Annotated in this window: 16 protein-coding genes; 8 read left to right on the top strand and 8 right to left on the bottom strand. The window is 72.0% G+C overall.

Translation table 11 applies throughout. From position 1 onward, the window contains the following. Nucleotides 1-93: 93 nt before the first annotated feature. Nucleotides 94-2,568, bottom strand: a complete 2,475-nt coding sequence (locus Pen02_RS08075) for a DNA translocase FtsK (RefSeq protein ID WP_203865308.1) — start codon at nucleotides 2,566-2,568, stop codon at nucleotides 94-96. 216 nt (nucleotides 2,569-2,784) lie between these two features. Here Pen02_RS08075 and Pen02_RS08070 point away from each other — a divergent pair, with 216 nt between their 5' ends. Both Pen02_RS08070 and Pen02_RS42780 read left to right on the top strand, forming a co-directional pair. Beyond that, complete coding sequence (locus tag Pen02_RS08070) at nucleotides 2,785-3,249, top strand: type III secretion system chaperone family protein (RefSeq protein WP_203865307.1); 465 nt, start codon at nucleotides 2,785-2,787, stop codon at nucleotides 3,247-3,249. A gap of 78 nt (nucleotides 3,250-3,327) precedes the next feature. Beyond that, complete coding sequence (locus Pen02_RS42780; RefSeq protein ID WP_307837702.1) at nucleotides 3,328-5,148, top strand: type III secretion system chaperone family protein; 1,821 nt, start codon at nucleotides 3,328-3,330, stop codon at nucleotides 5,146-5,148. On the opposite strand, the gene Pen02_RS08060 is transcribed toward Pen02_RS42780, so the two are convergent. From Pen02_RS08060 to thyX, 5 genes are all read right to left on the bottom strand, one after another. After that, nucleotides 5,090-5,488, bottom strand: a complete 399-nt coding sequence (locus Pen02_RS08060) for a DUF2784 domain-containing protein (protein ID WP_203865306.1) — start codon at nucleotides 5,486-5,488, stop codon at nucleotides 5,090-5,092. The genes Pen02_RS42780 and Pen02_RS08060 overlap by 59 nt on opposite strands. A gap of 125 nt (nucleotides 5,489-5,613) precedes the next feature. Then, on the bottom strand, nucleotides 5,614-7,290 hold the full coding sequence (locus tag Pen02_RS08055; RefSeq protein WP_203865305.1) for a S1 family peptidase: 1,677 nt from the start codon (nucleotides 7,288-7,290) through the stop codon (nucleotides 5,614-5,616). Between the two features lie 288 nt (nucleotides 7,291-7,578). Then, on the bottom strand, nucleotides 7,579-9,267 hold the full coding sequence (locus Pen02_RS08050) for a ribonuclease J (RefSeq protein ID WP_203865304.1): 1,689 nt from the start codon (nucleotides 9,265-9,267) through the stop codon (nucleotides 7,579-7,581). Between the two features lie 64 nt (nucleotides 9,268-9,331). Further along, entirely contained in the window at nucleotides 9,332-10,252 is a 921-nt protein-coding gene (gene dapA, locus Pen02_RS08045; protein WP_203865303.1) for a 4-hydroxy-tetrahydrodipicolinate synthase, read from the bottom strand. Between the two features lie 46 nt (nucleotides 10,253-10,298). After that, nucleotides 10,299-11,042 (bottom strand): FAD-dependent thymidylate synthase, encoded by a 744-nt coding sequence (gene thyX, locus Pen02_RS08040; RefSeq protein ID WP_203865484.1) that lies wholly within the window; start codon nucleotides 11,040-11,042, stop codon nucleotides 10,299-10,301. 149 nt (nucleotides 11,043-11,191) lie between these two features. Between thyX and Pen02_RS08035 the strand changes: the two genes are divergently transcribed. From Pen02_RS08035 to Pen02_RS08020, 4 genes are all read left to right on the top strand, one after another. Then, nucleotides 11,192-11,689: a hypothetical protein gene (locus Pen02_RS08035; protein ID WP_203865302.1), complete on the top strand. Its 498-nt coding sequence runs from the start codon at nucleotides 11,192-11,194 to the stop codon at nucleotides 11,687-11,689. A 35-nt stretch (nucleotides 11,690-11,724) separates the two neighbouring features. Further along, the gene (locus Pen02_RS08030; RefSeq protein WP_203865301.1) at nucleotides 11,725-12,522 is read left to right on the top strand and encodes a DUF4097 family beta strand repeat-containing protein; all 798 of its coding nucleotides are present in this window, start codon (nucleotides 11,725-11,727) and stop codon (nucleotides 12,520-12,522) included. A gap of 65 nt (nucleotides 12,523-12,587) precedes the next feature. Continuing rightward, nucleotides 12,588-12,887, top strand: a complete 300-nt coding sequence (locus tag Pen02_RS08025; protein WP_203865483.1) for a type II toxin-antitoxin system Phd/YefM family antitoxin — start codon at nucleotides 12,588-12,590, stop codon at nucleotides 12,885-12,887. 20 nt (nucleotides 12,888-12,907) lie between these two features. Then, nucleotides 12,908-13,126, top strand: coding sequence for a type II toxin-antitoxin system RelE family toxin (locus Pen02_RS08020; protein ID WP_239140246.1), 219 nt, complete (start codon nucleotides 12,908-12,910; stop codon nucleotides 13,124-13,126). A 403-nt stretch (nucleotides 13,127-13,529) separates the two neighbouring features. Here the strand turns inward: Pen02_RS08020 and Pen02_RS08015 are convergent, their stop codons facing one another. Then, nucleotides 13,530-14,267: a TetR/AcrR family transcriptional regulator gene (locus Pen02_RS08015; RefSeq protein WP_203865300.1), complete on the bottom strand. Its 738-nt coding sequence runs from the start codon at nucleotides 14,265-14,267 to the stop codon at nucleotides 13,530-13,532. 67 nt (nucleotides 14,268-14,334) lie between these two features. Between Pen02_RS08015 and Pen02_RS08010 the strand changes: the two genes are divergently transcribed. Next, nucleotides 14,335-15,579, top strand: coding sequence for an FAD-dependent monooxygenase (locus Pen02_RS08010; protein ID WP_203865299.1), 1,245 nt, complete (start codon nucleotides 14,335-14,337; stop codon nucleotides 15,577-15,579). A 93-nt stretch (nucleotides 15,580-15,672) separates the two neighbouring features. On the opposite strand, the gene Pen02_RS08005 is transcribed toward Pen02_RS08010, so the two are convergent. After that, nucleotides 15,673-16,419 (bottom strand): SDR family NAD(P)-dependent oxidoreductase, encoded by a 747-nt coding sequence (locus Pen02_RS08005; protein WP_203865298.1) that lies wholly within the window; start codon nucleotides 16,417-16,419, stop codon nucleotides 15,673-15,675. A gap of 70 nt (nucleotides 16,420-16,489) precedes the next feature. Here Pen02_RS08005 and Pen02_RS08000 point away from each other — a divergent pair, with 70 nt between their 5' ends. Continuing rightward, nucleotides 16,490-17,389, top strand: coding sequence for a LysR family transcriptional regulator (locus Pen02_RS08000; protein ID WP_203865297.1), 900 nt, complete (start codon nucleotides 16,490-16,492; stop codon nucleotides 17,387-17,389). Nucleotides 17,390-17,421: the final 32 nt, after the last annotated feature.

Below are 17,421 nucleotides of genomic sequence, written 5' to 3'. Positions count from 1 at the left end.
GGCCGGGACGCCCCGCCACGGCGGCTGCCATCGCGGCCGGGCTCCAGGTCCGCCAGACTCGCCACCCTCCCAGGCTAGGGCGAATCGCCCCGGTCAGTCCTCCGGGCGGAGCGCCGCCAGCGCCTCCTCCAGCTCGTCCGGCTTGACCAGCACGTCACGGGCCTTCGAGCCCTCGGACGGCCCGACGATGCCCCGGGTCTCCATCAGGTCCATCAGCCGGCCGGCCTTGGCGAACCCGACCCGCAGCTTGCGCTGGAGCATCGAGGTCGAGCCGAACTGCGAGGTGACCACCAGCTCGATCGCCTGCACCAGCAGGTCGAGGTCGTCGCCGATGTCCTCGTCGACCTTCTTCTTGGTGTCCTGCGCCGGGGTGAGCACGTCGGGTCGGAACTCCGGCTCCCGCTGCTTCTTGCAGAACTTGACGATGTCCTCGATCTCGCCCTCGGTGACCCAGGCGCCCTGGATGCGTACCGGCTTGGAGGCGCCCATCGGCAGGAACAGCCCGTCGCCCCGGCCGATCAGCTTCTCCGCGCCCGGCTGGTCCAGGATGACCCGGGAGTCGGCCAGCGACGAGGTGGCGAAGGCGAGCCGGGACGGCACGTTCGCCTTGATCAGACCGGTCACCACGTCGACCGACGGGCGCTGGGTGGCCAGCACCAGGTGGATGCCGGCGGCCCGGGCGAGCTGGGTGATCCGGACGACCGAGTCCTCCACGTCGCGCGGCGCGACCATCATCAGGTCGGCCAACTCGTCCACGATCACCAGCAGGTACGGGTACGGCCGGATCTCCCGCTCGCTGCCGGGCGGCGGCTTGATCTGGCCGGCACGTACCTTCCGGTTGTAGTCGTCGATGTGCCGTACCCCGGCGGCGGCCAGGTCGTCGTAGCGCATGTCCATCTCGCGGACCACCCAGTCCAGCGAGTCCGCCGCCTTCTTCGGGTTGGTCACGATCGGCGTGACCAGGTGCGGAATCCCCTCGTAGTGGGTCATCTCGACCCGCTTCGGGTCGATCAGCAGCAGCCGCACCTCGTCCGGGGTTGCTCGGGCCAGGATGGAGACGAGCAGGCTGTTGAGGCAGCTCGACTTGCCGGCACCGGTCGCCCCGGCGATCAGGATGTGCGGCATCTTGGCGAGGTTGGCGACCACGAAGCCGCCCTCGATGTCCTTGCCGAGCGCCACCAGCATCGGATGGTGGTCCCCGGTCGCCGCCCGCGAGCGGAGCACGTCGCCGAGCGCCACGTCCTCCCGGTCGCTGTTCGGGATCTCCACCCCGACCGCGCTCTTGCCCGGGATCGGGCTCAGGATCCGTACGTCCGGCGACTTCACCGCGTACGCGATGTTGCGGGAGAGCTGGGTGATCCGCTCCACCTTGACGCCGTGGCCCAGCTCGACCTCGTAGCGCGTGACCGTCGGGCCACGGGTGAAGCCGGTGACCGCCGCGTCCACGTCGAACTGCTCGAAGACGCCGGTCAGCGCGGCGATCACCTCGTCGTTGGCCCGGCTGCGGCTCTTCGGCGCACCGCCGGGACGCAGCAGGTTGGCCGGGGGCAGGGTGTAGTCGCCGGCCAGCCCGGTGATCGCCAACTGCTCCGCCCGGGTCGGTGCCGGGGAGTGCTCCGGCGGCTCCGGCGCCTTCCGGGCGGCCGGTACCTTCCCCTTCGGCCGACGTGGCAGCGGCACATCCTCGTGCGCCGGGGTGTCGATCTCGTACCCGGCCTCGTCGTCGACCGGCTCCGGCCGGGGCATCGGACGGCGACGTGCCGGCCGGCGGTTCTCGCTGCCGCGCGCCGACTCCGGCTCCTCCTCGTCCTCGTCGGACTCCGGCCGGCCCAGCACCGCACCGGCCAGCAGACCGAGCCGCTCCGGAACCTTGTTCAGCGGGGTCGCGGTCACCACCAGCAGCCCGAACAGCAGCAGCAGCACCAGCGCCGGTACGGCCACCCAGGCACTGACCGCGCTCTCCAGCGGCCCGCCGACACCGGCCCCGATCAGGCCACCGGCGTAGTCCCGCTCCCTGTTGCTCGCCGGATGCTGCCCGATGTGCAGCAGGGCGGCGGTCCCGACGATCAGCGCCGTCCAGCCGACCAGCCCCCGCCCCCGGTGCTCCGGCTCGGCCGGCGCCCGCATCAGCCGGACCGAACCGATCAGCAGCAGCACCGGCAGCACGATGGAGATCGCGCCGAAGAACAGCCGGATGGTGTCGGCGAGTCGGCCGCCCACCGGGCCGGCCGAGGAGAACCAGACCGCCACGGCGCTGAGGATGGCCAGCCCGAGCAGGAGCAGGCCGGCGCCGTCCCGGCGGTGTTCCGGGTCGAGGTCGCGGGCGGTCGCCGCCTGTCGCCCGGCCGCCCGCATGGCCCAGCCGACGCTGTGCGCCAGCCCCATCCAGGTCGCCCCGATCGCCCGGCCGACGAACGCCGCCGGACTGGTCCGAGGTGGCCGGCGTACGGCCGCAGCCCGGCCCTTGGCCGGCTGTCGTCCCCGGGTGTTGCCCGCCCGAGTACCGCCGGTGCGGGTGGTCGCCCCGCTCCGGCGCCGGTTCGCCTGAGAGGAGGCACGGCCCGCCATAAGTTCACACGTTAGCGGCGTGCGCTGAGGATTCCCCGCTTTTGCGGGTCGTGTCTGACCAGCGACCTTACGGATCACACCCGGTGGGCGCCGCACCGGCGTCCCCCGGCGACCCGCGCCGACGGCCACCCGGGCGTCCGGGTACCGACCGCAGCGGTCCTACCATTCCGGGCGAACCGTTCCGGGCCGAGCCGGAGCCGTCCAGGAGGGAACCGCATGCCCGTACCGGACTTCGTGGACGCGGCGGACCGGTCCGGCGGCCGGCCGCAGCGCCTGCGACCGCTGACCCACGACCTGCTCGCCAACGTGCTCGGCGGCCGGGGCCACACCTGCTACACCGATCCGGACGGTGACCTGGTCGGCAGTTGGGACGGCAACCTGGTCTACTTCCTCCGGCTCGGCGAGGCCGGCGCGATCCTCCAGGTCCGGACGATGGCGGCGAGCCGGTTCTCCGTCGACGACGTACCGCTGCTGTACGCGTTCTGCAACGCCTGGAACCGGGACCGGCTCTGGCCCAAGGCGTTCGTGCACGTCAACGACGACGGAAGTGCCCGGGTCTGCGGTGAGGTGGTCACCGACCTGGCGCGCGGGGTCACCGTGCGGCAGCTCGACCAGTTGCTCGACTGCGGCATCTCGACCGGCCGACAGATGTGCGCCGCCGTGGCGGAGCTGCGACCCTGAGTAAACTCACTCCCGGCCAGCCGGCTCGACCCGCGAGAGGGAGATCCCGTCGATGACCCAGCCCAGCGGGGCGGCCGGGTGACCCCGGACGAGTTGCTCGCCGCACTCGCCGACGCCCGGGACCGGCCGGACGACGCGGCCAAGGTCGCGGAACTGGACCGGCTCGTCGGGTACGCCGACGCCGCCGGGGACCTGCGGCTCGGCGTCGCGGCCCGGCTGGCCCTGGTCGAGGTGCACCAGCAGGTCGACCCGTGGCGGATGCTCCCGCCGGTGCAGTGGTGCCTCGGCGCCGCCGACCAGGCACCGGGGACGGTCGACTCCGCCGACGCGCACCGGCTGCGCCGCTTCCACCACGAGGCGGTGGCTGCCGTCTGCGGCACCTCCCGGATCGGGCTGGCCCGCGCCGGGGCCGCCCTGGACGACCTGGAGCGGCGGCTCGGCTCCGCCGGGCACAGCCGGCGACCGGCGTACGCGCTGCGGTGCCGGATCGCCGACCACGTCGGTGCCGAGTCGACCGCCCGACGGTGGCTGGCCCGGTGGCGGGACGCGCCCCGGGACGCGCACGGCGGCTGCGCCGGTTGTGAGCCGGCCGACCAGGCGAGACTGCTCACCGGCTGGGGGCGCTGGACCGAGGCGATCGAGATCGTCGCGCCGGTACTCGCCGGCACGGTCCGCTGCCCCGACCAGCCCGAGCGGGCGCTCGGCGCCGTCCAGTTGGCGTACCTGCGGCTGGGGCGGTACGCCGACGCCGGCGACGCCCACGTCCGCGCCTACCACCGGCACCGACGGGAACGGGCCGGCTTTCCGCTCCTCGCCGACCACCTGCGGTTCTGTGCGCTGGCCGGTCACCACCGGCGCGGGCTGGACATCCTCGCCCGGCACCTGCCGGAACTGGACCGCCCGTACGACGAGGCGTCGGCGCTGGAGTTCGCCGCCGCCGGGGCACTGCTCTGCCGGTTGGCCGGTGCGGCCGGGTTCGCCCGGCAGCCGATCCACCGCCCCGGGTACGCCGAGCGGCACGCCGCCGACCTCACCGTCACCGCGCTCGGCACCGAACTGACGGCCACCGCCGAGGATCTGGCCGGTCGCTTCGACGCCCGCAACGGGACCAGCCACCAGTCCGGCCGACTCGCCGGCTGGCTCGCCGAGCGCCCGGTACCCGGACCGGTGCCGCTACCCCCCGACCCGCCGCCCGACGACTGGCCGACGGCGGACGCGTCGCCGACGCTGGACGAGTGGCCGACGCCCGACGCGACGCCGACGCCCGACACCTCGCCAACCCCCGACACCTCGCCAACGCTCGATGCGTCGCCAACGCCCGATGCGTCGTCGACGCCGACGGCGGACGCGTTGCCGACACCGAACGAGTCGGCGGTGACGGTCCCGCCGCTCGACGGCCGGAACCCGCTCGACGGCGCAGCGGTGGGCGACGACGGGACCGCGGTCGACGGCGGGACGGTGGTGCCGTGGGGCGGGGAGGAGCGGGTCGAGGTGGTCGGGCCGCTGACCGTGGCGGCGATCGTCGAGGTGCTGCGAGAGCGGGCGGACCCGCACGTGCTGGGTCCGGCGGGCGTCGTCGGCGGCCGGTGGGGCGGCGCACTGATCCAGTTCCAGCGGCTGGGCGACCGGGGCGAGATCCTGCACGCCCGGGTGACGGCCGAACGCCGGCTGCCGGCGGAGCGGCTCGCCGAGGCGTACGAGTTCTGCAACGCCTGGAACCACGACCGGCTGCTGCCGAAGGCGTACGTGCAGGATCTCGGCGCGGGCGGGCTGGTGCTGGCCGGCGACGTCAGTACGGACCTGGAGCACGGCGTCGCCGCCGGTCAACTCGCCGTACTGGTCAACGCGACCCTCGCCACCGGAGTCGCCTTCGCGGCTGCCGTGGCCGCACTGCCCTGAACCGAAGGGCGAGGCCGGCCCAGGAGACCAGCACCAGCACCGCGACCAGCACCTGGGCAAGTACGGCGTACCGCTCGGGGTAGATCACGCCCTCGATGTAGCGGTCGATGAAGCCCTGCCCGACGCCTCGGTCGCCGGCCCGCCGCCGGGCCCAGTGCTCCAGGTAGGTCAGCGGGCAGGTCAGTCGGGCGGCGATCACCAGCACGCCCCAGGCGGCGGCACAGAGGTGCAGCCAGATCGTCCTCGGCCAGCGCCAGGCGAGGAACCCGCCGAGCACCAGGTAGGCCAGGAAGCCGAAGTGCAGCGTCAGAACCAGTGTGACCAACAGCCGGTAGCCCATTGCCGCCCTCCCGGGACAAAGGCTACCGAGCCGGGCGGCCGGCGGACCGGGTACGGATACTCAGCCCGCCGGCCGGTGTTCCTCGACTCGTCACGCGGGGTGCCGTCGGCTACCCCACGGCCGGCTCAGCGCACCGAGAAGCCGAGCGTGTAGTCGCCGGCGCCACGGCGGGACTCGACCCGGTAGCGGTAGAACCCGGCGCTGCCGCTGTACGAGATCTGCTCGTCGGCGGTCGGTCCGTTGGAGACGGCGACGGTCCGCCAGCCACCCCGGCTCCACTTCTGGAGGATCAGGTCGAAGTTGGCTCCGGCGGGGCCGTCCAGGCAGCCGCTCTGCCGGCCGTGCCCGGCCCGGAAGTACCGTCCGGCGGGCTGCACCTGCCGACGGCCGGCGCCGAGAGTGGCGGTCTTCAGCGCCTTGTGCTCGGCACACTCCGAACCCGGCGGCGGGCTCGCGGCCGGCGGCTCGGTCGCGGCGGGCGGCTCGGTCGCGGGCGGCTCGGTGGCGGCCGGCGGCTCGGTGGCGGCCGGTGGGTCGGTCGGCGCGGGCGGGTCGGTGGCGGCCGGCGGGTCGGCCGGCGGCGCTCCCGGGGCGTTCGCGGTGGTGACCAGGGTGAGCTGGTTGACGTCGAGGATCTCGGTCAGCGGCTGGAAGAAGGTGGTACCACCCACCGTGCAGTCGCCGGAACCACCCGAGGTGACGCCCTGGGCCTGGTCGCCGGACATCCACGAGCCACCGGAGTCGCCCGGCTCGGCGCAGACGTTCGTCCGGGTCAACCCGGTGACCGTACCCTCCGGGTAGACGACCGTGGCGTTGAGCGCCTCGACGACACCGCACCGGGCGCCGGTGGTCGAACCGAACCGGCAGATCGAGCTGCCGACCGGCGCCTCCTGCCCACCGGCGACGGCGATCGTGCCACCGTCGAAGTCGTTCACCACCGGCTGCGGGACCCATTCGTCGTTGGTCTCCACCACGCCCCAGTCGTCACCGGGGAACGAGGAGGCCGAGACGACACCCTGGGCCACCCCGTCCGGGCTGCTGGTGGTGGCGCCCTCCGCTCCACAGTGGCCGGCGGTGACGAACCCGCCGACGACGGAGAAGCCGATCGAGCAGCGGGCCCGGCCGTCGATCAGGTACGGGTCACCGCCGCGTACGTCGATCAGCGGCACCGGCGCCTCCGTCGAGGGGACCACCGTGACCGCGTTCGCCGGTGCACCACTGGACCTGACGAACCGCTGCACCGCCGCCTCGCTACCGGGCTGGGCGCGTACCACGACGCGGTTGTTCGACACGTCGACGAACCAGCCGGCGACGTCCGGGGTGGCCTCGTCGGCGATCCGGTCGAGGCTCGCCTTGACCGTGTCGAGCTGCCGCGCGTTGCGGCTGACCAGCTTCGGCTCGGCACCGGCGGCGCGTACCCGGGCGGCAGCCGCCTGGTCGGTGACCGCCACGTTCAACTGGTTGCCGTCGGCGGCGAGCCAGGTGCCGCCGTAACCGGCTCCGAGTTCGGAACGCAGCCGTTGCGTGGTGCCACGGGCCCACTGCTCCCTTTCCAGCCGGGCGCGTGCCTGTGCCGGGGTCAGCGACAGGTCCCGGGCCAACGCGTCGACGATCTGCTGAGACGGCCCGGCCGGCGTACGCTCCGATCCCGGCGGGTCCTCTCCGGCCAGCGCCGGCCAGGTGACCGCCGCCAGACCGGCGACGGTCGCCACCGACACGCCGATCGCGATTCCCCGCCGCTGTGCGGTACTCCACCGACCGACCGTGCCGCGCCGGCTTCGCGTCGCGCGTCCGCGATCCATCGATCGCCTCCTTCACCATTGGGCAGCCCGCGGGGAGGTACGGGCGATAGCCGGCCAACGATGAACAAATCGGTGATGGGCAATCTCACAGCCGATCGGCTGAACCGGAGGCGGTTCGCGTCCGTATCACCCGAAACGGCGGTACGTCCGCGTCACCCGGGTACCGCCGGACGCGTCCCCCGGGCGCCGCCGACGACCGCGCGGAACGGCCCTTCCACGCGCTCGGGCGCGGAAGGGCCGGGGCCGAAGACGGGGACGGGGACGGGGACGGGGACGGGGTAGGCGGGGTCAGACCTCGACCACCGTCGGGACGATCATCGGGCGTCGCCGGTACGCGTCGTTCACCCAACGGCCGACCGTCCGGCGGACGATCTGCTGCAACTGGTGCGGATCGGTGATGCCCTCGGTGGCCGCCCGGCCGAGCGCCTCGGTGATCAGCGGGATCACCGGGTTGAACGCCTCCGGGTCGTCCGAGAAGCCCTTGGCGGAGATGGCCGGGCCGCCGACCACCTTGCCGGTGACGGAGTCGATCACCACGGTGGCCGAGATGAACCCGCCGTCGCCGAGAATGCGCCGCTCGGTGAGGAGCGACTCGCCGACGTCGCCGACGGCGAGGCCGTCGACGTAGACGTACCGGCTCTTGACGTGCCCGACCACCCGGGCGTGCCCCTCGACCAGGTCCACGACGTCGCCGTCCTCGCAGAGCACCACCCGGTCGGCGGCGACCCCGGACTCGATGCCGAGCCGGGCGTGCGCGCGCAGGTGCCGCCACTCGCCGTGTACCGGCATCAGGTTGCTCGGCCGGACCACGTTGAGCAGGTAGAGCAGTTCGCCGGCCGGGGCGTGCCCGGATACGTGCACCTTGGCGACGTCCTTGTGGATCACGGTCGCGCCGGCCCGGGAGAGCCGGTTGATCACCCGGTAGACCGAGGTCTCGTTGCCCGGCACCAGCGAGCTGGCCAGCACCACCGTGTCGCCGGGGGCGATCGTGATGTGCCGGTGGTCGCCGGTGGCCATCCGGCCCAGCGCGCTCATCGGCTCGCCCTGCGAACCGGTCGACATCAGCACGATCTGGTCCGGCGGCAGCGCGGTCGCCTCGTCCAGCCCGACGACGAGGCCGGGCTCGATCCGGAGCAGCCCGAGGTCGCGGGCGATGCCCATGTTGCGCACCATCGACCGGCCGATGAAGGCGACCTTCCGGTCGTGCTCGGCGGCCGAGTCCAGCACCTGCTGCACCCGATGCACGTGCGAGGCGAAGGAGGCGACGATGATCCGGCCGCGCGCCTTGGCGAAGGTCGCGTCGAGTACCGGCCCGATCTCCCGCTCCGGCGTGACGAAGCCGGGGATCTCGGCGTTGGTCGAGTCGGAGAGCAGCAGGTCGACGCCTTCGGCGCCGAGCCGGGCGAAGCCGGCCAGGTCGGTGATCCGGCCGTCCAGCGGCAACTGGTCCATCTTGAAGTCGCCGGTGTGCAGTACCAGCCCGGCCGGGGTACGGATCGCCACCGCGAGCGCGTCCGGGATCGAGTGGTTGACCGCGAAGAACTCGCACTCGAACGGGCCGAGCCGCTCCCGGCCGCCCTCCCGCACCGTCAGCGTGTACGGCTCGATCCGCCGCTCGGCCAGCTTCGCCTCGACCAGGGCGAGGGTGAACTGCGAACCGACCAGCGGGATGTCCGGTTTGTGGGCGAGAAGATAGGGCACCGCCCCGATGTGGTCCTCGTGCCCGTGCGTGAGCACGATCGCCTGTACGTCGGCGAGCCGGTCCAGGATCGGCGCGAAGTCCGGCAGGATCAGGTCGACCCCGGGCTGCTCGACGTCGGGGAAGAGCACCCCGCAGTCGACGATCAGCAGCTTGCCGGCGTACTCGAAGACGGTCATGTTCCGCCCGATGGCGCCGAGCCCGCCCAGCGGCACGATCCGGAGCCCACCCTCGGGCAGCTCCGGAGGCAGCTCCAGCTCGATTCCCGGCTGACTCATGCCGCCGCCCCGCCTTCCCGTCCGCCCACCTGGACCCGCACCCGCGCTGTGTCCTCGACTGCTGTCACGGCAGCTCCAGACCGGCGGCGGCGCAGTCGGACCGCAACTGGGCGATCTCGTCGGCGGTGGCGTCCACCAGCGGTGGACGTACCGGTCCGGCGGGCAGGCCGAGGGCGGTGAGGGCCGCCTTGACCAGGATGGTGCCCTGGGTACGGAAGATGCCGGTGAACAGTGGCAGCAGCCGCCGGTGCAGGGCCAGCGCCTCGGCGGTGGCACCCCGGTCGTACGCCTCGATCAGTTGCTTTGTCAGCGCCCCGGTCAGGTGCGTGGAGGTGCCGACCAGTCCGACCCCGCCGATGGCGAGGGCGGGAAGCGTCAACGCGTCCTCGCCGGAGTAGTAGGCGAGGTCGGTACGGCTGGTCACCGAGGAGGTGGCGATCAGGTCGCCCTTGGCGTCCTTGACCGCGACGATCCGGTCGTGCTCGGCGAGGCGTACCAGGGTCTCGGTGGCGATCGGGACGCCGCTGCGGTGCGGGATGTCGTAGAGCATCACCGGCAGTCCGGTGGCGTCGGCCACCGCCGTGAAGTGCTGGATCAGCCCGGCCTGCGGCGGCTTGCTGTAGTAAGGGGTGACCACGAGCAATCCGTGCGCGCCGGCCTTCTCGGCGGCGCCGGCAAGCTCGATGGTGTGCCGGGTGTCGTTGGTGCCGACCCCGGCGACCACCTGGGCCCGGTCGCCGACCGTCTCCACGACGGTGCGGACCAGGTGTTCCTTTTCCCCGTCGGTGGTGGTCGGCGACTCGCCGGTGGTCCCGTTCACGACCAGTGCGTCGTTGCCCTGCTCGTCCACCAGGTAGGCCGCGAGACGGGCCGCGCCGTCCAGATCCAGCGAGCCGTCCGGGGTGAACGGGGTCACCATCGCGGTGAGCAGGCGGCCGAACGGGCGGGGCGCCGCCCGGTCGGCGTTGGCAGGGTGGTGGGTCATGCGAACAACCTATCGGAATGCTGCCGCCCGGCCGGCGGGGAAGGGTTCAGGACAACTGGGCGTACGGGCTGGTGGCGATCTCGGTACCGTCCGGTAGCGCGCTGATGGTGAAGTCGCCGAAGACGTTGGGCGCGACGTGCTGGAGTTGCCGGAGGCACTCGACGGCCAGCTCGCGGATCTCGACGTCAGCACCCTCGGTGGCCCGCATCGCCACGAAGTGCCGCCAGGCGCGGTAGTTGCCGGTCACCACGATCCGGGTCTCGGTGGCGTTCGGCAGCACCGCGCGGGCGGCCTGCCGGGCCTGCTTGCGACGCAGTGTCGGGTTCTCGACGTCGGCGAAGCGCCGCTCCAGCCCCTCCAGCAGGTCGTTGTAGGCCCGCAGGCTCGCCTCGGCCGCCTCCTCGAACCGCTTGTGCAGCTCAGGGTCCTCGGCGATCACCGAGGGCTCCACCATCGCGGCCTCGCGCTCGGGCACGTAGCGCTGGGAGAGCTGGGAGTAGGAGAAGTGCCGGTGCCGGACGAGTTCGTGGGTGAAGGAGCGGGAGACGCCGGTGAAGTAGAAGGTCACGGTGCCGTGCTCCAGCACCGAGAGGTGCTGGCTCTCCAGGATGTGGGTGAGATAGCCCGCGTTGGTCGCGGTGGCCGGGTTGGGCTTGCGCCACGACTGGTAGCAGGCCCGGCCGGCGAACTCCGCGAGGGCCTGGCCACCGTCCGCGTCGGTGGACCACGGTACGTCCTCCGGCGCCTCGAAATGCGTCCACGCGATGACCTTGACCTGGGGGACCACCATCTCCGGCATTCCTCGGACTCTAGTCGCCCCGGGTGGTCCGCCGACGACCCCCTGCCGGCGTCGATGCCCCGCCACCTGACGGCATTTTGACGTCACTTGATGACGGGTTGCCGCTTGTTATGACGTCGTAGTGATGTCATAGTGACGTCATGGATCTGGCTCCGTACCTGGCAGCGCTGCGGCGCGACCTCGCCACCGCCGCCGCACCGGGCGGTCCCGAGATCAGCCGGGCCGCCGAACTGCTCGCCGGCTCGCTCGACGTCTCCGCCCGGCTCTGCCTGCTGGAAGTGCTCGCCGACGCGACCGCAGAGATCACCTCGAAGCTCGACGGGCCGACGGTGGAGGTCCGGTTGCGCGCCCGCGAGGCCGATCTGGTGGTGCACCAGGCCCCACCCGAGCAGCCCGCCGAGCCGGCTCCCGCTCCCCCGTCCCCGCCGACCGAGCCGTCCGGCGACGTCGCCCGGATCACGCTCCGGCTGCCGGAGGGCCTGAAGGACTCCGTGGAGCGGGCCGCCGGCGCCGAGGGCGTCTCGGTGAACGCCTGGCTGGTCCGGGCGGTCGCCGCCGCCGTACCGGGAGCCACCCCGCCGCCGCCCGGCCGCACCGGCCGAGGGCCCCGCCGGATCAGCGGCTGGGCCCAGTCCTGACCACCATTCCGACACCTTCGACAGCAGGAGGAGCCATGCTCGAATTTCCCCGTACCGCACCGGTCACCGTCGTCGCCGAACTCCCGGCCGGCGCGTTCGAGATGGTCGCCGAGGAGCGCGACTCGGCCACCGTCGACGTACGCCCCTACGACGGCAGCGCCGAGTCCCGCGAGCAGGCGGCGCGTACCCAGGTCGGCCTGGACGGCGACGTCCTGTCGGTGATCGTTCCCGACCGGGACCGAGGACTGTTCCGGCACCGCTCCGGCAAGGTACGCGTGCAGGTCCGGGTACCACTGGACAGCTCCGGCCGGATCAAGGTGGCCTCCGCCGACGTCCGCTGCCAGGGCCGGTACGCCGGACTGAACGTCGGCACCGCCTCCGGCGACGTCGAGATCGAGTACGTCACCGGGGACGCGCACGTCGAGACGTCCAGCGGTGACATCGAGGTGTCCCAGGTCGACGGCCGGCTCGAAGTCAAGGGCGCCTCCGGCGGTCTCGTCGCCCGCCAGGTCGGCGGTCCGTTCCAGGCCCGGCTCGCCTCCGGAGACGTGCAGGTCACCGACGCCGGCAACGCAGTCGAGATCAAGACCGCCTCGGGGGCGGTCTCCGTCGGGACGACCCGGCAGGGTCGGGTACGCATCGGCACCGCCTCCGGTGACGTGGGAGTCGGCGTACGCACCGGCACCGGCGTCTGGCTCGACCTCAGCACCGTCTCCGGCACCACCCGCAACGCGCTGGACATGACCAACGCACCGTCCGGAGTGGACGGACCCGAATTGACCCTGGAGGTGCGTACGGTCAGCGGCGACATCGACGTACGCCGGGCGGCCTGACCTGCAGGACTGGGCTGCGACGTCATTCAGACAGCCGAACGGTACCGCATGGTACTGTGCGGTACATGACGAGGATTACGCTGCGCGAGTTCCGCGATGGTGCGGGTCGGGTGCTGGACGGAGTCGAGCGCACCGGGGAACCGGTCATCATCACGAAATACGAACGGCCGGTGGCCGTCCTGATCGGGATCGACGAGTGGGAGGAGATCGAGGCGTTCCGAGATCGCCGGGACTCGGCGGCGATCGCTCGCTCTCGTGCCGAGGGTCAGTTTGTGCCTCTGTCGGCGGCCCTGGAATCGCTCGGGGTCGATCCTCGCGAGGTGGAGGCACTGCTGGCCGAGCGGGCCGGCGGTGAGGCCACGTAAAGGTTCAGATCGACCGGGACGTGCTGGTCTGGCTGCACAGGCAGCCACGCAACGTCTTCGTGACCGTCCTGAGCGCGATCCTCGGCCTGGTCTCCGACCCCGCGCCACAGAATTCGACCGAGATGCGTGATGACTCCGGGCGCCGACTGCGCGTTGGCGACTACCGGGTCCTTTACCGCCTCGACGACGACCAGTTGACCAATCACGCGGTCGGGCATCGCAAGGACGTCTATTCGTAACCCGCCCGAGCACGGCGGCCTCGTCGCCCGCGAGGTCCGCAGGCCGCTCCAGGCCCGGCGACCCCTGTCGCAAATCACTCCTGCCGTCGGGTCGGATGCGGGGTGGGGATATCCGCCGCTGGGCCTGTCGAGCTGCCCCGCTTGTGCGCCCGCCCTCCCGCGCTGCCCAAACCCGGTCCCACCCGCCGCGACCCGAACCGCGTCACGCCGCAGGCAACCCCGGCTTCCGTGCCCCGCCTGTGCACCCAGCTCGACAGTCTCCGCGCCGACTACCCCGCTCCGCCGCCGGACCGCCCATATAGTTTGGTGGGCCGTCCAGCGAGGGTTACCCAATCAACCCGCAAAGACGAGGCGCCAGCGACGACCCGCCGATGCCCCGGATGGTCATGGATGACGGCGCGGCTCACTCACCCGTAGCGCGGATCAGCACGGCTACGCCGTCCAGGATCCGGGCGAGCCCGAATTGGTAGTCCAGCCGTCGCTCGTCCTGCGGCGTGTCCGTCGGGTAGTCGTAGGCACCGGCGTCGATCGCGGCGCGTAGCGCGGGGAAGCGCCGCCCGTCGACCAGCCCGCCGAGCAACGCGCTGTAGGCGGCGATCGACTCGCCGGAGGCGGCCGAACCAAGGTCTGCGCTCAGTCGCGCCATGGTGTGCATGTGGCTGGCGACCAGCAGCACGACCCCGGCCTTGTCCGCTTCGCTGAGCCCGGTGCCGTGCAGTGCGTGCAGGGCGCGGTCGGTCCAGGCAAGCTGGTTGGGCGTGATCGGCGGTCCGGTGATCGGCAGGTGCACGATCCAGGGGTGGGCGTGCAGCATCTCCCACTGCGCGTGGCACCAGCGCTCCAGCCCCGGGCGCCACCCGTCGCTGGGTTCGTCCAGTGTGCGGGGCAGGGCCGCAACCCGGTCCAGCATCAACATCAGCAGCTCGTTCTTACTCTTGACGTGCCGATAGAGCGACATCGTGGTGAAGCCCAGCCGCTCGGCGACCCGGGCCATCGAAACGGCGTCGAGACCGTCGGTGTCGGCGAGTTCCACCGCCGCCCCGATGACGCGGGACAGGGTCAGCCGGTTTCGCGGCTCCGGTTCGGGCTCGTCGAGTCGGGCCCACAACTCGCCGAGACCTGCCGGCAGCTCTTCTTTCATCGCTTCTGCCCCACCCTCGCCGTTCCACTCTTGCCGCCTCAAGGAGTGTATGTCATATAGTCAGTGTATGACATACACAACGCTGATCGTGGGCGGCGGCATCGCGGGCACGCTGAGCGCGATCGCGCTTCGTAAGGCGGGTATCGGATCGGTCGTCTACGAGGCCTACGACCGCGACGCCGACAACGTGGGCGCCTTCCTGACACTCGCGGTGAACGCGCTCGACGCCTTACAGACCCTCGACATAGACGTCCGCAGGATCGGCTTCGAGACGCCGAAGATGGCGCTTACCAGCGGCTCAGGCAAGAAGCTCGGCGAACTCCAGTACGGCGCGCCCCTGCCGGACGGCACCGTCAGCAGAACCGTCAAGCGCGCCGACCTCTACCGGCTGCTCCGCGAGCACGCCGAACGACTGGGCGTGCGGATCGAGTACGGCAAGCGGCTCGTCGAGGCCGAGAGCGACGGCGACCGGGTGCTGGCGAGGTTCGCCGACGGCAGCACGGCCGAAGGCGACCTGCTGATCGGCGCGGACGGGCTATGGTCCCGTACCCGCGAGATCATCGACCCAGATGCGCCCGGCGTCCGCTACTCCGGGCTGCTCAACACCGGCGGTTACGCACACGGTGTCCGCACCGACGCCGAGCCGGGCGTGATGTGCGCGATTTTCGGCAGGTACGCCTTCTTCATGCACCTCACCCATCCCGACGGCGAGGTCTGGTGGGCGGCGAACCCGGCGAGGAAGGTCGAGCCCACCCGCGCCGAGCTGAGCGCGATCAGCCCGCAGGAGTGGCGTGCCCACCTGCTCGAACTGTTCCGGCACGACGACGGCCCCGCTGCCGACCTCATCGCGGCCTCCGACAAGATTTTCAGCGCCTGGAAGACCTACGACGTCCCCACGGTGCCCCGGTGGCACCGCAACCGGATGATCGTCATCGGGGACGCCGCCCACGCCACCGCTCCCTCGATCGGTCAGGGCGCGGGGATGGCCATCGAGGACACCGTCGTCCTGGCCAAATGCCTGCGTGACAGCCCCGACGTCAGCTCCGCCTTCACCGCCTACGAACGGCTTCGCCGCGAGCGGGTGCAACGGGTCGTCGCCCAGGGCAACCGCACGGGCGGCTGGAAGGGGCTCGGGCCCGTGGCCCGCATCCCACGGGATTTCATCATGGCGGCGGCGCTGAAGCGGATGGCCCGCAGGGGCGAAGACCCGAGCCGGTGGATCTACGACTACCGCATCGACTGGGACCAACCGGTCCGCGCGGGCACCTGCCCCGTAGAAGCTGGCCCCTGGCGGGTTCACCGCCGATTGTGACCCGGACCCCGAGCGTGGTGATGGCCCACGCACGACACGGGCCATCACCACCTGCACAGCGAGCCCGAGCCGGTCACGCCGGGCGGCTCCGGGTCACGCCGTCAGGCCGCCGTCGAGCGCAATCGTGACGCCGCTGAGGTAGTCGGCGCCGGGGCCGGCCAGGAAGAGCGTCGCCGCCGCCACGTCGGCTGCGGTGGCGAGCCGTCGGGCGGGGATCGTCGGCAGGATGTCCTCCTCGATGTCGAACGCGGCCTGCACCGGGTACGACATCGGCCCGTCCGCCACGATGCCCGGGTTGACACCGTTGACCCGCAACCCCTGCGGGCCGTACTCGACCGCCCAGGTGCGGGTGAGGTTGTCCAGGGCCGCCTTCGAGGAGTTGTAGATCGAGGCGCCGGCCCAGCTCCGGGTCGTACCGATGGAACTGATGTTGACGATCCGACCGCCACCTCCGCTCAGCAGGTGCGGCAGCGCGGCCTGGGTGAGGAAGTACGTCGCCTTGTAGTTGAGCCCGACGACCCGGTCGAACTCCTCCTCGGTGCTCTCGTGCGTCAACCCGGCCGTGTGCGCGGCGGCGTTGTTCACCAGGATGTCCAGCCCGCCGAACCGGTCGACGGTGGACTGGAGCACTTCATGGTGGCTCTCCCGCCGGCTCAGGTCGGCCGGTACGAAGAGTCCGTCGGCCAGTTCCGCCGCCACCGCCGTACCCAGTTCGGCACGGCGGCCGACGACCGTCACCGCCGCGCCGGCCTCGGACAGCACCCGGGCGATGGTTGCGCCGATCCCGCCGGTGCCGCCGGTCACCAGTGCCACCCTGCCGCTCAGTTCCCGATCACTCATGCTTCGACGCTAGGAGCGACGCTTGATAGCGGTCAAAGACTGAGTACGCATGAGTTGATAACGTCAGTGCATGAACTTCGAGCTGCGTCAGCTTGAGGCGTTCGTCGTGGTGGCCGAGGAGCTGCACTTCGGCCGGGCGGCGGCCCGACTGCACATCGCGCAGCCCGCGCTCTCCCAGCAGATCCTCCGGTTGGAGGCGGCACTCGGGGCGGACCTGCTGGTCCGGCAGCGCCGCCGCACCGCGCTCAGCGAGGCCGGCCGGCTCTTCCTGGTCGAGGCCCGCCGGACGCTGCACCAGGCCCGGGTGGCGCAGACCGTCGCCGAACGCGCCCAGCGCGGCGAGTTGGGCCGGCTGCGGATCGGCTACACCCCCACCGCTTCGGCTCAACAGTTCCTGCACACCCTCGGCGGATTCCAGCGGGAGGCGCCCGAGGTCGACCTGAGCCTCGCCGAGCTGCCGATCGGCTCGATCGCCGAGCCGCTGCGCGACGACGCCGTCGACGTCGCGTTCGTGGTGACCCTGGGCGAGTTCGACTGCACCTGGCTGGGCGACGACATCGCGCTGCGTCAGCTCTCCCGGGAGGCGTTCGTGGCGGCGCTGCCGGCCGACCATCGGCTGGCCGGCAAGCCGGAGATCGACCTGACCGACCTGGCCACCGAGTCCTTCGCCTTCCTCGCCCGCGACCTCTGTCCACGGTGGCACGACATGGTGCTGGAGGTCTGCCGGAAGGCCGGCTTCACCCCTCGACCGGTACACGAGGCGAGCGGGGTCGGCACCCAGTTGACCCTGGTGGCTGCCGGTGTCGGTGTCGCCCTGGTGCAGGAGTCCGCCCGGCTGCTGCGCGGCGACGGGATCGCCTACCTGCCGATCCGGCAACCGGTGCCGCAGGTCAGCTCCGGGGTCGCCTGGCGGGCCGACGATCCGTCTCCGGTGCTGCGCCGGTTCCGCGCCGCCCTCGCCGCGGACTGACCGTCCCGTCCTTCCCGCTCATCCCTGGTCGG

Origin of the sequence: Plantactinospora endophytica (assembly GCF_016862915.1) — a bacterium.
Taxonomy (GTDB): Bacteria; Actinomycetota; Actinomycetes; order Mycobacteriales; family Micromonosporaceae; genus Plantactinospora; species Plantactinospora endophytica.
This window is presented reverse-complemented; position numbering and strand designations above follow the sequence as displayed.

Coding starts and splice junctions, on each gene's coding strand:
- Pen02_RS08075 (WP_203865308.1), bottom strand. CDS start 2,568: ATGGCGGGCCGTGCCTCCTCTCAGGCGAACCGGCGCCGGAGCGGGGCG.
- Pen02_RS08070 (WP_203865307.1), top strand. CDS start 2,785: ATGCCCGTACCGGACTTCGTGGACGCGGCGGACCGGTCCGGCGGCCGG.
- Pen02_RS08060 (WP_203865306.1), bottom strand. CDS start 5,488: ATGGGCTACCGGCTGTTGGTCACACTGGTTCTGACGCTGCACTTCGGC.
- Pen02_RS08055 (WP_203865305.1), bottom strand. CDS start 7,290: ATGGATCGCGGACGCGCGACGCGAAGCCGGCGCGGCACGGTCGGTCGG.
- Pen02_RS08050 (WP_203865304.1), bottom strand. CDS start 9,267: ATGAGTCAGCCGGGAATCGAGCTGGAGCTGCCTCCGGAGCTGCCCGAG.
- dapA (WP_203865303.1), bottom strand. CDS start 10,252: ATGACCCACCACCCTGCCAACGCCGACCGGGCGGCGCCCCGCCCGTTC.
- thyX (WP_203865484.1), bottom strand. CDS start 11,042: ATGGTGGTCCCCCAGGTCAAGGTCATCGCGTGGACGCATTTCGAGGCG.
- Pen02_RS08035 (WP_203865302.1), top strand. CDS start 11,192: ATGGATCTGGCTCCGTACCTGGCAGCGCTGCGGCGCGACCTCGCCACC.
- Pen02_RS08030 (WP_203865301.1), top strand. CDS start 11,725: ATGCTCGAATTTCCCCGTACCGCACCGGTCACCGTCGTCGCCGAACTC.
- Pen02_RS08025 (WP_203865483.1), top strand. CDS start 12,588: ATGACGAGGATTACGCTGCGCGAGTTCCGCGATGGTGCGGGTCGGGTG.
- Pen02_RS08015 (WP_203865300.1), bottom strand. CDS start 14,267: ATGAAAGAAGAGCTGCCGGCAGGTCTCGGCGAGTTGTGGGCCCGACTC.
- Pen02_RS08010 (WP_203865299.1), top strand. CDS start 14,335: ATGACATACACAACGCTGATCGTGGGCGGCGGCATCGCGGGCACGCTG.
- Pen02_RS08005 (WP_203865298.1), bottom strand. CDS start 16,419: ATGAGTGATCGGGAACTGAGCGGCAGGGTGGCACTGGTGACCGGCGGC.
- Pen02_RS08000 (WP_203865297.1), top strand. CDS start 16,490: ATGAACTTCGAGCTGCGTCAGCTTGAGGCGTTCGTCGTGGTGGCCGAG.